This window comes from Modestobacter sp. URMC 112 (genome assembly GCF_053502575.1).
The window spans coordinates 4,088,594-4,105,019 of sequence record NZ_CP199957.1; the positions used below are offsets into that span (position 1 = coordinate 4,088,594).

General features: G+C 73.8%; 17 protein-coding genes. 5 read left to right on the top strand and 12 right to left on the bottom strand.

Annotated features, from left to right (window positions below; translation table 11 throughout):
• Positions 1-11 precede the first annotated feature (11 nt).
• The 3 genes from ACWIX6_RS19465 (at position 12) to ACWIX6_RS19475 (ending at position 3,254) form a co-directional block, all read left to right on the top strand.
• Complete coding sequence (locus ACWIX6_RS19465) at positions 12-1,697, top strand: hypothetical protein (RefSeq protein WP_448614085.1); 1,686 nt, start codon at positions 12-14, stop codon at positions 1,695-1,697.
• A gap of 94 nt (positions 1,698-1,791) precedes the next feature.
• Positions 1,792-3,027, top strand: a complete 1,236-nt coding sequence (gene xseA / locus ACWIX6_RS19470; RefSeq protein ID WP_448614086.1) for an exodeoxyribonuclease VII large subunit — start codon at positions 1,792-1,794, stop codon at positions 3,025-3,027.
• Entirely contained in the window at positions 3,024-3,254 is a 231-nt protein-coding gene (locus ACWIX6_RS19475; RefSeq protein ID WP_448614087.1) for an exodeoxyribonuclease VII small subunit, read from the top strand. Before xseA ends, ACWIX6_RS19475 begins: the two co-directional genes overlap by 4 nt.
• Before the next feature lie 137 nt (positions 3,255-3,391).
• Here the strand turns inward: ACWIX6_RS19475 and ACWIX6_RS19480 are convergent, their stop codons facing one another.
• On the bottom strand, positions 3,392-4,039 hold the full coding sequence (locus ACWIX6_RS19480) for a DUF4245 domain-containing protein (RefSeq protein ID WP_448614088.1): 648 nt from the start codon (positions 4,037-4,039) through the stop codon (positions 3,392-3,394).
• Between the two features lie 73 nt (positions 4,040-4,112).
• Between ACWIX6_RS19480 and glpX the strand changes: the two genes are divergently transcribed.
• On the top strand, positions 4,113-5,186 hold the full coding sequence (gene glpX / locus ACWIX6_RS19485; RefSeq protein WP_448614089.1) for a class II fructose-bisphosphatase: 1,074 nt from the start codon (positions 4,113-4,115) through the stop codon (positions 5,184-5,186).
• Between the two features lie 9 nt (positions 5,187-5,195).
• On the opposite strand, the gene ACWIX6_RS19490 is transcribed toward glpX, so the two are convergent.
• Positions 5,196-5,882 (bottom strand): DUF1707 domain-containing protein, encoded by a 687-nt coding sequence (locus tag ACWIX6_RS19490; RefSeq protein ID WP_448614090.1) that lies wholly within the window; start codon positions 5,880-5,882, stop codon positions 5,196-5,198.
• Between the two features lie 161 nt (positions 5,883-6,043).
• On the opposite strand from ACWIX6_RS19490, the gene ACWIX6_RS19495 reads away from it, so the two are divergent.
• Positions 6,044-7,447 (top strand): class II fumarate hydratase, encoded by a 1,404-nt coding sequence (locus ACWIX6_RS19495; RefSeq protein ID WP_448614091.1) that lies wholly within the window; start codon positions 6,044-6,046, stop codon positions 7,445-7,447.
• A 42-nt stretch (positions 7,448-7,489) separates the two neighbouring features.
• Here the strand turns inward: ACWIX6_RS19495 and ACWIX6_RS19500 are convergent, their stop codons facing one another.
• Genes ACWIX6_RS19500 through ACWIX6_RS19545 form a run of 10 tightly spaced genes read right to left on the bottom strand, consistent with a single transcriptional unit; the run spans position 7,490 to position 16,347 of the window.
• Positions 7,490-8,830, bottom strand: coding sequence for a class I adenylate-forming enzyme family protein (locus tag ACWIX6_RS19500; protein WP_448614092.1), 1,341 nt, complete (start codon positions 8,828-8,830; stop codon positions 7,490-7,492).
• A 7-nt stretch (positions 8,831-8,837) separates the two neighbouring features.
• Positions 8,838-9,077 carry an acyl carrier protein gene (locus tag ACWIX6_RS19505; RefSeq protein WP_448614093.1) on the bottom strand — a complete coding sequence of 80 codons (240 nt, stop codon included), beginning with the start codon at positions 9,075-9,077 and terminating at the stop codon, positions 8,838-8,840.
• Positions 9,070-10,863 (bottom strand): HAD-IIIC family phosphatase, encoded by a 1,794-nt coding sequence (locus ACWIX6_RS19510; protein ID WP_448614094.1) that lies wholly within the window; start codon positions 10,861-10,863, stop codon positions 9,070-9,072. The genes ACWIX6_RS19505 and ACWIX6_RS19510 overlap by 8 nt, the downstream gene beginning before the upstream one ends.
• A complete protein-coding gene (locus ACWIX6_RS19515) occupies positions 10,860-12,050 on the bottom strand; it encodes an SDR family oxidoreductase (RefSeq protein WP_448614095.1) in 1,191 nt (396 codons plus the stop codon). Before ACWIX6_RS19515 ends, ACWIX6_RS19510 begins: the two co-directional genes overlap by 4 nt.
• Positions 12,051-12,052: 2 nt before the next feature.
• Positions 12,053-13,078 (bottom strand): 3-oxoacyl-ACP synthase III family protein, encoded by a 1,026-nt coding sequence (locus tag ACWIX6_RS19520; protein ID WP_448614096.1) that lies wholly within the window; start codon positions 13,076-13,078, stop codon positions 12,053-12,055.
• Positions 13,075-13,761: an MBL fold metallo-hydrolase gene (locus tag ACWIX6_RS19525; protein ID WP_448614097.1), complete on the bottom strand. Its 687-nt coding sequence runs from the start codon at positions 13,759-13,761 to the stop codon at positions 13,075-13,077. Before ACWIX6_RS19525 ends, ACWIX6_RS19520 begins: the two co-directional genes overlap by 4 nt.
• A gap of 1 nt (position 13,762) precedes the next feature.
• Positions 13,763-14,485 (bottom strand): SDR family NAD(P)-dependent oxidoreductase, encoded by a 723-nt coding sequence (locus ACWIX6_RS19530; protein ID WP_448614098.1) that lies wholly within the window; start codon positions 14,483-14,485, stop codon positions 13,763-13,765.
• A complete protein-coding gene (locus tag ACWIX6_RS19535) occupies positions 14,482-14,784 on the bottom strand; it encodes a hypothetical protein (protein WP_448614099.1) in 303 nt (100 codons plus the stop codon). Before ACWIX6_RS19535 ends, ACWIX6_RS19530 begins: the two co-directional genes overlap by 4 nt.
• A gap of 23 nt (positions 14,785-14,807) precedes the next feature.
• Positions 14,808-15,401, bottom strand: a complete 594-nt coding sequence (locus tag ACWIX6_RS19540) for a GNAT family N-acetyltransferase (protein ID WP_448614100.1) — start codon at positions 15,399-15,401, stop codon at positions 14,808-14,810.
• Between the two features lie 4 nt (positions 15,402-15,405).
• The gene (locus ACWIX6_RS19545) at positions 15,406-16,347 is read right to left on the bottom strand and encodes an SAM-dependent methyltransferase (protein WP_448614101.1); all 942 of its coding nucleotides are present in this window, start codon (positions 16,345-16,347) and stop codon (positions 15,406-15,408) included.
• Between the last annotated feature and the right edge of the window lie 79 nt (positions 16,348-16,426).

The window sequence follows — 16,426 nt, forward strand, 5'->3', positions numbered from 1 at the left end:
AGGCTGGTGCCATGGCTCGAGAGATCCCCGAACCCGTCCGCGCCGCCGCCGGACTGGCCGCCACCGTGCTCGACGAGGCCCGCAAGCTGCCCGGGGAGCTCACGCACCTGCCGGTGCGCCTGCTCGGGCTGGCGATGCAGACCTCCCTCAAGCTGCAGCAGCAGTACTCCGGGCTCGTCGCCCGCGGTGACGAGGTCTTCACCGGGCTGTGGGGCAGCGCCGAGCCCGGCATGGCCACCTTCGACGAGGACCTCCCGGAGCCCGTCGTGCCGACGGCCAACCGCACCTCGGCGTTCGACCTGGTCGACGAGCCCGGCTACGCCGCCGAGCCCGAGGTCGCCACCGAGGCGCTGACCGCCGAGGAGGAGCTGAGCGAGGCCCTGGTCGAGGAGGCGCTGGCCCAGGAGCTGGGCGACCCGGCCGACCTGACGGTGGAGCTCAGCGACGAGATCGCCGACGTCTCGGACACCGGCGAGCTCGCCGGACCGACGGACCTGGTCCCCGACGAGGACGGGGAGACCCTCCCGATCGGGAGCGACGCGGCTGCCGCCGACACGGCCGGGGACGACACGGCTGGGGACGACGCCACGCTGGCCGACGTGCTGGCCTTCGAGACCCTCGCCGGCGACGGCGACGAGATCACCGACGTCGAGGTCGCGAGGCTGCCCGCGGACCCGCCGGCCGACACGGTCACCAAGGCCGTGGACGAGCTGGCCGAGGAGGTCGACGCCGAACTGGCCGCCGAGCTGCCGGAGTCGGTCCCCGACGAGGTGGCCGACGACCTGGCCGCGGACACGGTGGCGACGGTCGCCGACGCCGAGGTGGCCGACGGCGCGAGCAGCGGCGCGGACGCAGGCTCCGCGGACGGCGGCGCCGCAGGCAGCCTCCCGGACGACGCCACCGTGCGGGACCTCGGGCTGGTCGGCACCGCGGACGCCACGGACCCGGACACCGACATCCCCGACCTCGCGCTCCCCGAGGCCCCCGCCCCGGACAGCGCCGCAGACGCCGGCACCGCGGGCGACACCACCGCGGGGCCCGCAGCGGCGGAGGAGTCCCGCGCCGACGGCGTCGCCATCGACGAGGCGATCGCCGCCGAGGCCACCCCCACCGCCGAGGCCGCCCCCACCGCCGAGGCCACCCCCACCGCCGAGGCCACCTCCACCGCCGAGGCCACCCCCACCGCCGAGGCCACCTCCACCGCCGAGGCCAGCTCGACCGACGCCCTGAGCGGGCCCACCGAGGCACAGGAGCCGGCCACCGCCGAGGCCGCGACCACGGCCACGGAGGGCTCCGCGGACGACGACACCGCCAGCACCGAGGCACCGACGGAGCCGACGGCCGCGGAGGAGTCCGCCACCGACGAGGCCACCACCGAGCCCACGGCCACGGAGGGTTCCACGGCCGGCGACACCGCCGGCAGCGAGGCGCCGACGGAGCCCGCGGCTGCCGCGATCGCGGCGTCGCCCACCGCCGACGGCACCGGCGACGCGGCACCGAGCGGCGACGGGGCACCCGCCGAGCCGGTGCCGGGCTACTCCGGCATGAGCATCCCGTCGCTGCGCGGCCACCTGCGCGGTTACCCCGCCGAGACGGTCGCCGACCTGCTGGACTACGAGCGGGCGAACCAGGCCCGGCCGCCCTACGTCACGCTGCTGCAGAACCGGCTGGAGAAGCTCAGCGCCGACCGCGGTTGACGGACCCTCCCGCCCCCCACCGCTCGCGAGCTCGCGGCGGGACCCTGCGGGAGGGCCGCCGGGCCGTCCTGGAGGACCTGGCAGGCTCGAGGTCGTGACGAGCCCGTCCTCTCCTGAGTCGCCGTGGCCGGTCCGCACAGTGGCCCGCAAGGTCGCCGAGTGGATCGGCCGGCTCGGTGAGGTCTGGGTGGAGGGCCAGGTCGCCCAGCTGTCCCGGCGGGGCGCCGCGGCCACGGTCTTCCTCACCCTGCGCGACCCGGCCGCGGACCTGTCCGTCCCGGTGACCTGCCACCGGGACGTCGCCGAACGTCCCGGCCTCGAGCTGGCCGAGGGCGCCCGGGTGATCGTCCGCGCCCGTCCGGACTACTACGTCGCCCGCGGCTCCTTCTCGCTGCGGGCGACCGAGATCCGCGCCGTCGGGCTCGGTGAGCTGCTCGCCCGGATCGAGCGGATCCGCCGGCTGCTGGCCGCCGAGGGGCTGTTCGACGTCGTCCGCAAGCGGCCGCTGCCCTTCGCCCCCGCGGTCGTCGGCGTGATCACCGGCCGGGACAGCGCCGCCGAGCGCGACGTCCTGGTCACCGCCCGGCGCCGCTGGCCCGCCGTCCGGTTCGCCGTCCACCACTGCGCCGTCCAGGGGCCGAACGCCGCCGCCGGCGTCATCGACGGGCTGCGCCGGCTGGACGCCGACCCGACCGTCGAGGTCATCGTCATCGCCCGCGGCGGCGGGTCCGTCGAGGACCTGCTCCCCTTCTCCGACGAGGGCCTGGTGCGGGCCGTGTCCGCCACCCGCACCCCCGTGGTCACCGCCGTCGGCCACGAGACCGACACCACCCTGGTCGACCACGTCGCCGACGTCCGGGCCGCGACCCCGACCGACGCCGCGCACCGGGTGGTCCCCGAGATCGGCGAGCAGCGCCGGCTGGTCGACGGGCTGCGGGCCCGCGCCCGGGCGCTGGTCACCGGGCGGCTGGAGCAGCAGGAACGGTGGCTGGAGTCGGTCCGCAGCCGGCCGGTGCTGGCCGAGCCCGGCCGGTTGCTGGCCGGCCGGTCCGACGACGTGTCCGCGCTCCGCGCCCGCGCCACGCGCACGGTGACCCACCGCGTCGAGGCGGCCGACCGCGACCTCGTGCACGCCCGCGCCCGGGTTTCAGCGCTCTCCCCCGCCGCCACGCTGGAGCGCGGCTACGCAGTGGTGCAGCGCGCCGACGGCGCCCTGGTCCGCGACCCGGCGGAGGTGGGCGACGGGGAGCGGCTGCAGGTCCGGGTCGCGGGCGGCCGGCTGCCCGTGCGCGTCGACCGCAGGGGCACCGGGGAGGATGGGACACCGTGAGCGATCAGCCGGCAGGGCCCCCACAGTCGGAACCGACGCAGAGCTACGAACAGGCCCGCGAGGAACTCGCCGACGTGGTCCGGCGACTGGAGGCCGGCGGGCTGACGCTGGAGGAGTCGCTGTCGCTGTGGGAGCGCGGCGAGCAGCTGGCCGAGCTCTGCCAGCACTGGCTTGACCGGGCCCGCGAGCGGCTCGCCGCGGCAGCACCCCCCGACGCCGGCGAGTGAGTCCGCGGGCTTGAGCCCCGGAGGAGCACGCGGGCTTAGGCCCGAAAAGCACGCAGGTTGAGCCCGAAAGTAACGCGGGCTCGAGCCCGGAAGAGCACGCGGGCTTAGGCCCGAAAAGGCACGCCGCGGCCCGGGCGTCAGGGCGCCTCATAGGGGCGGACGGCGGCCGCCAGGGTCTCCAGTTCCTCGTCCGGGGCCGAGCCGGTGACCAGCAGGACGGCGTCGCCCTCGGTGCGGGTCAGCGCGGTCTCCCCGCGCTCGGTGGTGCGCCGCTCCCAGGCCACGCCCTCGACGTCCGCCGTCCCGGCCTCGGTCGAGTCCTCCAGCACGTCGTCCAGCGGGGCGACCTCCTGGCCGTCGCTGATCACGTAGCCGGCGTACTCCTCCTCCGGGGTGTACCAGCCGATCTCCAGGGTCACCGGGTCGCCGGGGGCGCCGTCGACGGCGTCGGTGCGCACGCTGGTGGGACGCCACTGGTCGGGCAGGCCCTGCGGCACGAGCATCGGGTAGCCCGCCCGCTCGGCGGCCAGCGCGACCGACGGCCCGGTGTCCACCTCGCGCACCGGGTCCTCGGGGTTCTGCCGCAGCGCGGTGACCCCCACGATGACCAGGATCAGCGCGGTCAGCGGCAGGAGGGAGCGGACCATGTTCGCCGTGGTGAACTTCGCCGCCCGGATGTCGGCCGGGGACAGCGGCGGCGGGCCCTCGGGGGACGCCGGGCCGGCAGCGGCCGCCGTCGCGGGCTGCTCGTCGGGACGGTGACCGCGCGGGCCGGGTTCGGTCATGCCCCCTAGGATCGCAGCACTGATCCCCCACCCCGTCGGCCAGCGTCGGCCGGTGGTCGCCCGAGGAGGACCCGTGTCGCTGCCCCTGCCCGACAGCCCACTGTCGGTCGGCACCGCTGCCCGCCCGTCGGGGGCCTCCGGTGGCCGGCCGGCGCCGGACCGGAACCTGGCGATGGAGCTGGTCCGGGTCACCGAGGCCGGCGCGATGTCCGCGGGCCTGTGGGTCGGCCGGGGCGACAAGAACGGTGGGGACGGCGCCGCGGTCGACGCGATGCGCGCGCTGATCGGCACGGTCTCCATGAAGGGCGTCGTCGTCATCGGGGAGGGCGAGAAGGACGAGGCCCCCATGCTCTACAACGGCGAGCAGGTCGGGGACGGGACCGGACCCGAGTGCGACGTCGCCGTGGACCCGGTCGACGGCACCACGCTGATGGCCAAGGGCATGCCCAACGCCATCGCCGTCCTGGCGGTCGCCGGCCGCGGCGCGATGTACGACCCGTCCGCCGTCTTCTACATGGACAAGATCGCCACGGGTCCCGCGGCAGCCGACGTCATCGACATCACCGCCCCGGTCGCGGAGAACATCCGCCGGGTGGCGAAGGCCAAGCGGAGCTCCGTCGCCGGGGTCACCGTCTGCATCCTGGACCGCCCCCGGCACGAGGACCTGGTGCGCCAGGTCCGCGAGGCCGGCGCACGGATCAAGTTCATCACCGACGGCGACGTCGCCGGCGCCATCGCCGCGGCCCGCGAGGGCACCGGCGTCGACCTGCTGATGGGCATCGGCGGCACCCCGGAGGGGATCATCACCGCCTGCGCGCTCAAGTGCATGGGCGGGGCCCTGCAGGGCCGGCTGATGCCGCGCAACGACGAGGAGCGGCAGAAGGCCCTGGAGGCCGGCCACGACCTGGACCGGGTGCTGGACATCGGGGACCTGGTGCGCGGGGACGTCTTCTTCGTGGCCACCGGCATCACCAGCGGCGAGCTGCTGCGCGGCGTCCAGTACACCTCCGGCGGCTGCACCACCCAGTCGCTGGTCATGCGGTCCAAGTCGGGCACGATCCGCTCGATCGAGAGCCTGCACTCGCTGGAGAAGCTCCGCCAGTACTCCACCGTCCCGCTCGGTCAGGACGACGAACCGGACGTGTAGTCCGGCGGCTCAGGCGGGCGGCGGGGGGAGCTGCCGGCGTTGGGCCAGCCGGTCCATCACCGCACGCCACCGGCTGGCCGACTCCCCCGGTGCCAGGCTGCGCAGCCTGAGGTCGCCGAAGAACGTCCAGCCGCGGACGACGACCCGCGGCGTGCCCGGCAGCCGGGGCACCGCGGCGAGCTGGGTCTTCCGGCTGCCGAAGCAGGTCCAGCCGCCCAGGTGCGCGGCCACCCCCTCGCTGACGATCACCTCGACGTCGCCGAAGAACGAGCTCAGCTGCAGGTACACGGTGTCCTCGGCGGTGCGCAGGCCGCGCAGGTCGATCCGGACGTCGCCGAACACCGTGCTGGCCCGCCGCGGCACGCCGGTGGTGACGGTGAGCTTCACGTCGCCGAAGACGGTGGTCACCGGTTCGGACTCGAGCACCATCTCGCCGACGATCTCGACCGGGTCGGAGGGCAGGTCGGCCAGCAGCCGGTCGAGTTCGGCGGTGGTCACGGCCGCGTAGGCGGCGTCCACCCGCTGGCCGAACTCGTCGAGGTCGATGCGTCCCTCCCCCACCGCGGACTGCAGGCGCCCGACGGCCGCCTCGCGGTCGGCGTCCGAGGCGCGGATGACCGGCGGGCGCGACGGCGGGGCGGGGAGGGAGCCGGCAACCGGTCCCTCGCCGGCGTCCTCGGCACGGTCCTGGCTCATGGCCCTCGACCCTAGCGGCGTCCGGGCGGCGCGGTCCGCGCCGACGCGGGCGGCCGGGACCGGGACGGAGCGGGCGAGGTCGCCGGCCCCCCGGTCCCCCGGGTGTCTAGGGTCGCTCCCGGAGCACCTCCACCAACGACACCAGCACACGGGAGCGCAGCGTGGCCACCGAGACCGACGGCGGGGAGTACCGCATTGAGCACGACTCCATGGGGGAGGTGCGGGTCCCGGCGTGGGCCAAGTGGCGGGCCCAGACCCAGCGGGCGGTGGAGAACTTCCCCATCTCCGGCACACCGATCGAGCGCGAGCTGATCGGCGCCCTGGCGGCCATCAAGGGCGGGGCAGCGCGGGTCAACGCCGACCTCGGCGTGCTGGACGGCGACGTGGCCTCGGCCATCGCCGAGGCGGCCGCCACGGTGGCGCGCGGCGACTGGGACGACCACTTCCCGATCGACGTCTTCCAGACCGGTTCGGGGACGTCGAGCAACATGAACACCAACGAGGTCATCGCGACGCTGGCCACCGAGGCCTCGGGCACCGCCGTCCACCCCAACGACCACGTCAACGCCTCGCAGTCGTCCAACGACGTGTTCCCCTCGGCCATCCACGTCGCCGCCACCCGGGCGATCGTGCGTGACCTGATCCCGGCGCTGCGGTACCTGGAGGCCTCGCTCGTCCGCAAGGCCGAGGAGTTCGCCACGGTCGTCAAGAGCGGCCGCACGCACCTGATGGACGCCACGCCGGTCACCCTGGGCCAGGAGTTCGGCGGCTACGCCGCGGCCGTCCGGTACGGCGTCGAGCGGCTCGAGGCCTCCCTGCCCCGGATCGGCGAGCTGCCACTGGGCGGGACCGCGGTCGGCACCGGCATCAACACCCCGCCGGGGTTCGCCGCAGCCATCATCGAGAAGCTGGCCGCCGAGCTGGACCTGCCGCTGTCCGAGGCCCGCGACCACTTCGAGGCGCAGAGCTCGCGGGACGCCCTGGTCGAGGGCTCCGGCCAGCTGAAGACGATCGCCGTCGGGCTGATCAAGATCGTGAACGACCTGCGGTGGATGGGCTCCGGCCCGCGCACCGGCCTCGGCGAGATCGCCCTGCCCGACCTCCAGCCGGGCAGCTCGATCATGCCGGGCAAGGTCAACCCGGTCATCCCGGAGGCGGTCATCCAGGTCGGCGCCCAGGTCATCGGCAACGACGCGGCCGTCACCTACGCCGGCACCACCGGCGTCTTCGAGCTCAACGTGACCCTGCCGCTGATGGCCCGCAACGTGCTCGAGTCGATCCGGCTGCTGGCCAACGTCAGCCGGCTGCTCGCCGACCGCTGCGTCGACGGCATCACCGCCAACGTCGAGCGCTGCCGGGAGCTGGCCGAGTCCTCGCCGTCGATCGTGACGCCGCTGAACAAGTACATCGGCTACGAGGAGGCGGCCGTCGTCGCCAAGCAGTCGCTCAAGGAGCAGAAGACGATCCGCCAGGTCGTGGTCGAGCGCGGGTACGTGGAGCAGGGGAAGCTCACCGAGGAGCAGCTCGACGCCGCTCTCGACGTCCTCTCCATGACCCACCCGTAGGCCCGGCGGCCGGGGGCGCGCGCCCCCGGCCGGCGGACGCCGTCAGGAGCGGCGGATCTTTTTCTGCCGTGAGCTGTGCAGGGGGCCGTCGGACAGCAGCACCTTCACCGGGACCTTGTAGCCCGCCAGCCGGCCCGAGCAGGTCCGGCGGACCCGCTTCTTCACGCTCTCCACCGGCTCGGGCCGGTCCAGGACGACGGTGGCCACCACGATCTGGCCCAGCAGGGCGTGCGGCTGTCCGGAGACGGCGACGTCCTGCACGTTCTCCGCGCCGAGCACGACCTCCTCCACCTCGGCCGGGTACACCTTCTGCCCGCCGACGTTGATCAGGTCGGTCACCCGGCCGAGGACGCGGAACCACTCGCCGTCCACCTCGACCTCGTCGTGGGTGTCGAACCAGCCCTCGGCGTCGAAGGCCGGCGGCGCGTTCAGGTAGCCGACCATCGCGTAGTCCGACCTGATGTGCAGCACCCCGTCCACCACCCGGGTCTGGAAGCCCTCCCCGCCGATGCGCATCCACAGCGATCCGTCGTCGCGTGACTCCGAGCGCAGCACCCCGACCTCGGACAGGCCGTAGGTCTGCTGGAGGACCACGCCCGGGAAGGCCCGCCGCACCCGGTCCAGCGTGGCCTGCGGCATGACCTCGGTGCCGTAGGTGATCCGGGTCAGCGACGACAGGTCGTGCTCCCGGTGCGCGTTCGACGCCATCAGCAGCGTCAGGAACGACGGGGTGGCCGGCAGCAGCTGCACCCGGTGGCGGGCGATGGCGGCGCAGATCGAGCTGACCGAGCGGTCGGCGACCGTGACCACCGTGCCGAGACTGGCGGTGATCGCCAGCAGCGTGTTGATGCCCCCGAAGTGGTCCATCATCAGGAAGGGGATGGCGACCACCGCGGCGCGCGGCCGACGGAACTTCTCCGCCACCCGGTCCAGGTCGTGCAGCATGCCCTTCGGCGCGCCCGAGGTCCCCGAGGAGAAGAGCACCAGGCCGGGTGCCTGCCGGCTGCGGAGCCCGGCCAGCAGCGGGTTGTCGCTGCGCAGGCCGCGGTGCTCGATGTCGGCCAGCGCGCCGGCGTCGTCGAACCGGACGTACCAGTCGCAGCCCGAGACGCCCAGCGCGACCGACTCCTCGACGACCGAGCTCCGGGTCAGCGGGATGGCGGTGCACCGGTGCCGGGCCAGGGCCAGCAGCACGCAGAACACCTCGGGCGAGTAGTCACCCACCACCGCGACCGTGTCGCCGGCCCCGATCCCCGCCTCGCGCAGCCGGCCGCCGAGCTCGTCGACCGTCGCGACGACCTCGCCGTAGCTCACCGCCCGGCCCTCGTGCACGAAGGCGACGCGGTCCGGAGCGCTGCCGAACCGCTCGATCAACCACTCCACGGCGGGCTCAGGCCCTCGCGGAGAGCAGCTCGTCCAGCACCAGCCTGATCAGCGGGTAGGACGTGATGGAGCCGGCGTCCTCGTCCGGGACCTGCACCCCGAACTCCTCCTCGAGCGCGAGCACGAGGGTGAGGTGGCGCAGCGAGTCCCAGCTGGGCACGGTGTCCATGCTGCTGTCGGGACCGATGCTGGCGGGGTCCACGTCCAGCACGGTGGCCACGACGTCGCGGAGGGCCTGTTCATCCAACGGAGCTCATCTCGATCCATGCAGGAGGGTCAGGGGTGAAGTCGGCCGTACCGATGCGGTACGACCGGGAGCCGTCCTCGGACTCCGCGGCGACGCGGAGACCCAGACGGTCGTAGAAGTCCGACACCTGGGCGTTCCTGGCGGTGGGGACGAAGTCCGCGTGCAGTTCGCTGCAGCCCGAGGCCACCGCGTCGTCCACGATCCGCGGCCAGACGGCGGTCTCCACGCCGCGGCCGAGCACCCGGCAGCTGAGGAAGAAGGCCTCGACGTGCGCCCTCTCCCCGTCGTGGCGGACCACGGCCGCGCCGGTCAGCCCGGCCGAGCCGAAGGTGTCGCCGACCACGAGGGAGTAGACGGCGTGCGCCGGGCTGTCGACCAGACGCTCCACCTCGGCGACGCCGTAGCGCCGCGTGGTCAGGTTGAACTGGTTGGACTTCTGGGACAGCTCGCTGACCCGGGCCGCGTCGGCGCGGACGTCGCGGCGCAGCTGCACGGTGAGCTGCAGGGACGCCAGGTAGGTCTCGTGGTCCACCGACCGGGCCTGCAGCTCCTGGGCGCGGGCGCGCTGCCGGTACTGCTCGGTCTTGTCCCGGCTCTCGGCGGTCACGCCGGCGGCCACGAACAGCTCGGCGACCTGCTCGAGCACGCGCGGGTAGTCCGAGAGGGTCGCCGGCACCTGCACGGTGGTCACCATCGGCAGCTGCCGGCGCACGGCCTCGCACTCGAACGGCGAGTCGTCGAGGAACACCAGGCTGTCCAGGCCCACGCCGAGCTCGTCGGCGATCGCCCGGAGGTTGGCCGGCTTGTCCGCCCAGTCGACCCGTCGGGCGACGAAGTCCTCGTCCCGCAGCACCATCTCGGGGTGGTCGCGCAGCACCTCGTCGACGTCCTCGGGGTTGTTCTTGCTGCACAGGGCCAGCAGCACGCCGGAGTGCCGCAGGGCGGCGATCTGGTGCTGGACCCGCCAGAAGACGTTGCCGGGGTGCTCGTGCGGACCGAGGCGGATGCCGGCAGGCGAGTCCTCCCCGACCACGCCGCCCCACAGGGTGTTGTCGCAGTCGAGCACCAGGACCTTGGGGAAGCGCGCACCGAAGCCGCGCGCGCCGGCGGTGACCCGGCGGGCGAGCTCGTCGAGGTAGGCACCGGTGTAGGGCGCCCGGCCGCGGAAGTAGAAGCGGTCGTCGACGGCTGCGTCGCGGCCCACCGTGCGGAGCACGTCCTCGGTGTCGACCAGCCGGGTGTTGGAGAACCCGGCCGCCTCCTCGCGGAGCGCGGCGTCGAACCGCTCCAGGACGGTGCCCACGGCGTCCCGGCCGCCGAGGTCGGCGGGGCGGCCGAGGCGGTGGAAGGTGCCGACGAACACGGTGTCCAGCTCCCGTGCCTGCTCGAACGCGACCCGGTAGCGGGACCGGAGACCGTCCTCGAGGGCGTCGACGGCGCCGGGCGAGAGGGTCGGCAGCCGCGCCTCCAGCGCCGGGAGCAGGGCGTCGAACAGGGGCAGCAGCACCACGTGGCCGACGCCGGCCTCGCGGAACCGGGTCATGTCGCCGATCGGGTCGTCGAAGTTGCCGGGGACGACCTCCACCCGGGTCCCGGCCAGCAGCCCGTGCCGGCGCAGGTAGGTGCCGAGCAGGTCGACGGTCGCCGACGCGGACACCCCGACCCGGACGGTCCGCTCCTGCGGCTCCTGCTCCAGCGCCGCGATGGCCCGCAGCAGCTGGGTCAGGGTGCTGGTGTCCGCGGCCAGCACGGCCCGCGGGTCGGCAGGAGCAGCCGCGGCGCTCATCGCATGACCGATCCGCCGTTGACGGCGAGGGTGTCGCCGGTGACGAAGTCCGCGTCCTCGGACACCAGGTAGGCCACCGCGGCCGCGACGTCGGCCGGCCGGGCCAGTCGCCGGAGCGGGGTCTGCCGGGCGGCCATCAGCTGCGCCTTCTCGGAGATGTCGCCGATGAGCGCGGTCTCGGTCATGCCCGGGGCCACGCAGTTGACCGTGATGCCCCGCGGTCCGAGCTCGGCCGCCATGTACCGGGAGAACACGGCGAGCGCGCCCTTCGCCATGGCGTAGCCGGTCCAGGTCACCGACGGGGGCCCATCGAGGACCTGGGAGGTGACGTTGACGATGCGACCCCAGCCGCGCTCGCCCATCCCCGGGGCGACCGCCCGCGTCATGGCCAGGGCCCCCTTGACCTGCACGTCGAGCTGGGCCTGGACGTCGGCCCACTCCAGCGCGGCCAGCGGCTTCGGGTTGATCCGCGGCGAGGCGTTGTTGACCAGCACGCCGACGGCGCCGAACTTCCCGACGGCGGCCCGGTGCAGCGCCTGCGCGCCGGCGTCGGTGGCGACGTCGGCCCGCACCGCGATCGCGCGCCCCTGCGCTCCGGTGATCTCGGCGACGAGGTCCGCGGCGCGGTCGGCCCGCTGGTGGTAGTTGACGACCACGCCGAAGCCGTCGGCGGCCAGCCGGCGGCACACGGCCCGGCCGATGCCGCCGGCCCCGCCGGTGACGATGGCGACCTCCGCCCTCCCCTCCGCCGCGGGAGCCGTGGCCGGTGCCGCGGTGGCGAGGACCTTGACCCGCCCCTGGCCGGTGAGCACCAACTGCTGGTTCTGGTTGACGATGCGGGTGTCGAGGTCCAGCAGACGGTCGCGGTCGTGCTTGCCGACGACGGTGGCGCTGACCGTGAGCTCGTCGCCGAGCCGGACCGGGAGCAGGAACTCCAGGTTCTGCGAGACCCACAGCGCGCCGGTGCCAGGCAGCTGGGTGCCGATCACCGTGGAGAGGAACGAGGCCCCGAGCATGCCGTGCACCACGACGTCCTTGAACGCCGTCGTCTCCGCGTAGGCGGGGTCCACGTGCAGCGGGTTGTCGTCGCCGGTCATGTCGACGAAGCGGCGGACGTCGGCCTCGGTGATCGTCCGGACCAGCGAGCGGGTGTCGCCGACGCCGATGGCCGCGAAGTCGGTGAACACGATCAGACCCCCACGGGTGCCGGCAGCTGCCAGCGCCACACCGACGCGCCGAAGTTGAAGCCGGCTCCGACGGCGGCCAGGACCACCGTGTCGCCGTTGCGCAGCAGACCGCGCTCGACGGCCTCGCTCAGGGCGATCGCCAGCGAGGCCGCGCCGGTGTTCCCGACCCGGGCCACGTTGGTGAACGTCCGGGACAGGTCGAAGCCGAGCTTGCGGACGACGTACTCGATCATGCGCAGGTTGGCCTGGTGGAACAGCAGCAGGTCGACCGAGGCCAGGTCGACGTCGCTCTTCGCGCAGGCGGCGCGCACGACCCGGGGCAGGTGGGTGATCGCCTGCTTCCAGGTCGCGATGCCGTTCATCTCCATCTGGTCGACCGCGGCGTCGTACGGGCGTCCCGGGGCCCGGAAGCTCGATCCGCCCCCGCGCATGCGGACCGCCTCGTAGCTGGAGCTGTCGGTGTGGAAGGCGGATGCCTGGATCCCGGCGGCCGGGTCGTCGGCGCGGCTCAGCAGCGCGGCGCCCGCGCCGTCGCTGAGGTAGATGGCGGAGTTGACGTCGCTGCGGTCGACGTAGCGGGAGTTCAGCTCCACCCCGATGACCAGCGCGTGCCGGACCGTCGGGTCCACCTTCATCCGGTCCGAGGCGACGGTCAGGCCGGTGACGAACCCGGTGCAGTTGGCCTGGACGTCGAACACCTGCGCGGACCCGGCCTGCAGCTCGCGCTGCACCACGGCCGACAGCGGCGGGAACACGTAGTCCCCGGAGAAGGTGCAGGCCACGATGAGGTCGACCTCGGACGCCGGGACGCCGGCCATCGCCAGCGCCCGCTGGGCCGCGGCCACGGCGTAGGAGGAGGCGGTGTCGTCGGGACCGGCGATGTACCGCTGCTCGATCCCGGTCTTCTCCACGACCCACTCCGGGGTCACGTCGAGGTTGCGGCACAGCGTCTCGTTGTCCTCGACGCCGTCGGGCAGGTGGTGACCGACGCCGGAGATGGTGATCGGCGCGGTGGGGGCGGCGCTCACGGGGCGACGAGTCCGAGGAACGCGGCCAGGGCGTCGTTGTGCGTGCGGACCGTCTCCCCGTCGGCCGGCTCGCCGTGGCCCGGGTACAGCGTGCGCTCGGCGGTCAGCTCCGGCCACAGGCGCAGGACGGTGCTGCGCAGCGTGTCCTGGTCCTCGCCGGGGAGCCGGTTCAGGCCCACGCCCCGGCGGTAGAGCGTGTCGCCGGTGAACCAGGCGCTGCCCAGTTCGAGCACGCAGGAACCGGGCGTGTGGCCGGGCGCGGGGAGGAAGCGCAGGGGCTGCCCGGCGATGTCGGTGCAGAAGCCGTCGTCCACGAAGGTGACATCGGCAGCCGTGACCCGGGTCGGGATCTTCAGCGCCATCAACAGGAAGTTCGAGCGCCGCATCACACGCTCGTCGGCCCGGTGCAGGAAGACCTCGCAGCCGTACCGCTGCTGGAAGTGCGCCGCGCCACCGACGTGGTCGAAGTGGCCGTGCGTGCAGAGGACCTGGTGCGGCCGCAGCCCGTGCGCGGACAGGGCGGCGTCGATCGCCGGCGCGTCCAGCCCGGGGTCCACCAGCACCCCACCGCCGGGGACGTCGGCCGCGCAGAAGTAGGCGTTGGACGGGAAGGCGCCGCTGGTGACGCGCCAGATGGCGCCGCCGCCCCAGTTGCCGACGACGGTCGCGTCCCCCGACCGCACCTCAGTTCACCCCGCCCAGGTAGATCGTCTGCGCGGTGACGTACGAGCTGCGCTCGGAGGCGAGGAAGTCCAGCACGTTGAAGATGTCGTCGGGCTCGGCGTAGCGCGGGAGCGGGAGGCCGGCGACGACCTCGGCGATCTTGTCCTGCGGCAGCTGGGCGAGCATGTCGGTGGCGATGGCGCTGACCGCGAGGGTGTTGCAGGTGACGTTCAGGGGCGCGAACTCCCGCGCCATCACGTTGCCCATCGTGGACAGACCGGCCTTGGTGGCGGCGTACAGCGAGTCGCCGATCGGTTCCAGACCCACGGCCATCGAGCCGATGTTGACGATCCGGCCCCACTTCGTCCGGCGCATCATCTTCGCGGCCTCCCGGGAGACCATGAAGGCGCCGAGCAGGTTCGTGTTCACCATGGCCGAGGCGGCGGCCGGCGGCATGATCATGGCGTACTGCGAGGTGAGCACCGCGGCGTTGTTGACCACGATGTGCACCGCGTCGGCGACCTTCTTCAGGTCGGCGAAGCCGCGCTGCACCGACGCCGGGTCGGCGACGTCCACCTGGACGTGCGTGTAGTCCGGGTGGTCGATCGTCGACTCGCCCCGCGCGAAGCCCGCGACGCGCCCGCCGTGGGCCAGCACGTGCTCGGCGATCATGCGCCCGACGCCGCGCCGGCTGCCGGTGACCAGGGTCAGCTTGCCCTCGTAGGTCGAGCCGGTCGCGCTCATGCCGGCTCGGCGAGCAACTGGACCACGTAGCTGGTCAGCGCGTCGACGTCGGTGAAGGGCGAGACCTCCTGGCTCATGGCCCGGTCGTCGGTCAGCGCGATGGCGCGGCCGGAGGCGGTCGAGACCGCCTCCTCCACGTCGACGATGACCGACACCAGGGAGAGCGAGTCGAGTTCGGCGTCGGCTCCGAACAGCCGCGTCTGCGGGCCGACCACGAGCTCGTCGCCCGGGTCGCGCTCGTCGTTGAGGGTCTCCAGGGCGTGCAGGACGATGTCCTGGACGGCACTGCGGTCCAACATGGGGATGTCCTTCGTGAGGTCGTTCACCGGCCGCGGGCAGCGGCGATGAGGGCGTTCATGCGGGGCAGGGTCGTCGTCCGGTAGTCCGCGACCAGAAGGCCGAGGAAGACCGCGTCCTGGAACCGCCCGTCCAGGAAGAGGTGGTCGCGCAGGCGACCCTCTTCCCGCATGCCCAGGAACTTCTGCCACTTGACCATCAGGGTGTTCTCGGCGGCGACGATGCCGCACAGCCGGACCAGGTCCAGCTCGTCGAAGGCCAGCCCGTAGAGCAGCTTCGTGGCCTCGACCGCGGCCGGGACCCCCTGCACCGCGGCCTCGTCGCCGATCAGGAACCGGGCCGGCTCGCCGTGCCGGTTCACCGGGTCGACCCCGATCAGGGACACCATGCCGACGGGTCGGGCGTCGGCGAGCTCGATGACGAAGTTGTGCTCGTCGGCCGGGCGCGCGGCGATCCAGCCGGCCTGCTGCTCGACGGTCTCGGCGCCGGCGTTGAGGAAGCGCGCCCGCTGGGCACGGCGCCAGCCGAGGGTGAGCTCGGCATCGGTGACCCGGAGCGGGCGCAGGGTGACGAACTCCCCCCGGAGCACCCAGTCGTCGACGGTGGTGGCGTGCGGCATCGGGTCAGTAGACGATGAAGGCGGCGGCCTGCGGGACCGGCACGCCGGGTGCGGGGGCTTCGTAGGCGGCGCCGACGAACGACTGCTCCAGCGTGAACCCGGCCGCGACCAGGTGCTCCAGCACCTCGTCGGCGGACCGGTAGAGGTGGATGTGGTCGGCGTGCGCGGCGTTGACCGCGGCCGTGACGAACGCCCTGCCGCCCGGGCCCACCGTCGCGCGCAGGGCGCGGAGGAAGGCGACCGGGTCCTCCAGGTGCTCGAGCACCTCGACGCACACCAGCCACTCGGTCGTGCGCCCCGGCGGCTCCTCGGCGACGTCGCGCAGCTGCACCTCGTACCGGTCGCCGACCCCCAGTGCGTCGAGCAGCGCCCCGGTGAACCGCTGGGAGGACGGGCTGATGTCGAAGCCGGTCCCGCGCACCTGCGGCAGCCGGCGCAGCAGCAGGCCGGAGTACAGCCCGGTCCCGGTGCCGACCTCCACGAAGGAGGTGGCGCCGGCCACCCGCATGGCGTCGACGAAGGCGGTCTCGAAGAACCGGAGCTGGCGGTGGTGGTGCGGCCAGAGGAAGTGCGAGAGCAGCAGGCCGGGGAGGTACTCCCCCATCATGTGCTGCTCGTCGAGGTAGACCTCCTCGGCCGCCTCGGCGTGGGTCCTGGGCCGGTACCGGCCCTCGGACACGAACTCCGCCTGCAGGCGCATCGACCGGAGGGCGAAAGCGGCGTACCCCTGGGCTGCGGCGGCGACCGCCTCGCGGGTGGGGAACACCGCGCCGAGGACCAGCTCGAACTCGTCGGCCCAGCGTTCCCCGAAGAGCAGGGCGGATCGGTCGACGATGTCCGCGGCGAACCGGTGGCCGGTCCGCAGGGCGTCGGCCAGGTCCGCCAGCGCCGGGTGGCTGCCGCGGTCCAGGGACACCGTCCGGGACAGGGTGGTCGTCTCGTGCACGGCCCCACCATCCACGACCTCCGCGGCCGGCGGGGGGAGGCGGCGGAACGGGAGCACCTCCTCCCCCGTCCGTCCCAGC

Coding starts and splice junctions, on each gene's coding strand:
- ACWIX6_RS19465 (WP_448614085.1), top strand. CDS start 12: ATGGCTCGAGAGATCCCCGAACCCGTCCGCGCCGCCGCCGGACTGGCC.
- ACWIX6_RS19480 (WP_448614088.1), bottom strand. CDS start 4,039: ATGACCGAACCCGGCCCGCGCGGTCACCGTCCCGACGAGCAGCCCGCG.
- ACWIX6_RS19490 (WP_448614090.1), bottom strand. CDS start 5,882: ATGAGCCAGGACCGTGCCGAGGACGCCGGCGAGGGACCGGTTGCCGGC.
- ACWIX6_RS19510 (WP_448614094.1), bottom strand. CDS start 10,863: ATGAGCGCCGCGGCTGCTCCTGCCGACCCGCGGGCCGTGCTGGCCGCG.
- ACWIX6_RS19530 (WP_448614098.1), bottom strand. CDS start 14,485: ATGAGCGCGACCGGCTCGACCTACGAGGGCAAGCTGACCCTGGTCACC.
- ACWIX6_RS19535 (WP_448614099.1), bottom strand. CDS start 14,784: ATGTTGGACCGCAGTGCCGTCCAGGACATCGTCCTGCACGCCCTGGAG.
- ACWIX6_RS19540 (WP_448614100.1), bottom strand. CDS start 15,401: ATGCCGCACGCCACCACCGTCGACGACTGGGTGCTCCGGGGGGAGTTC.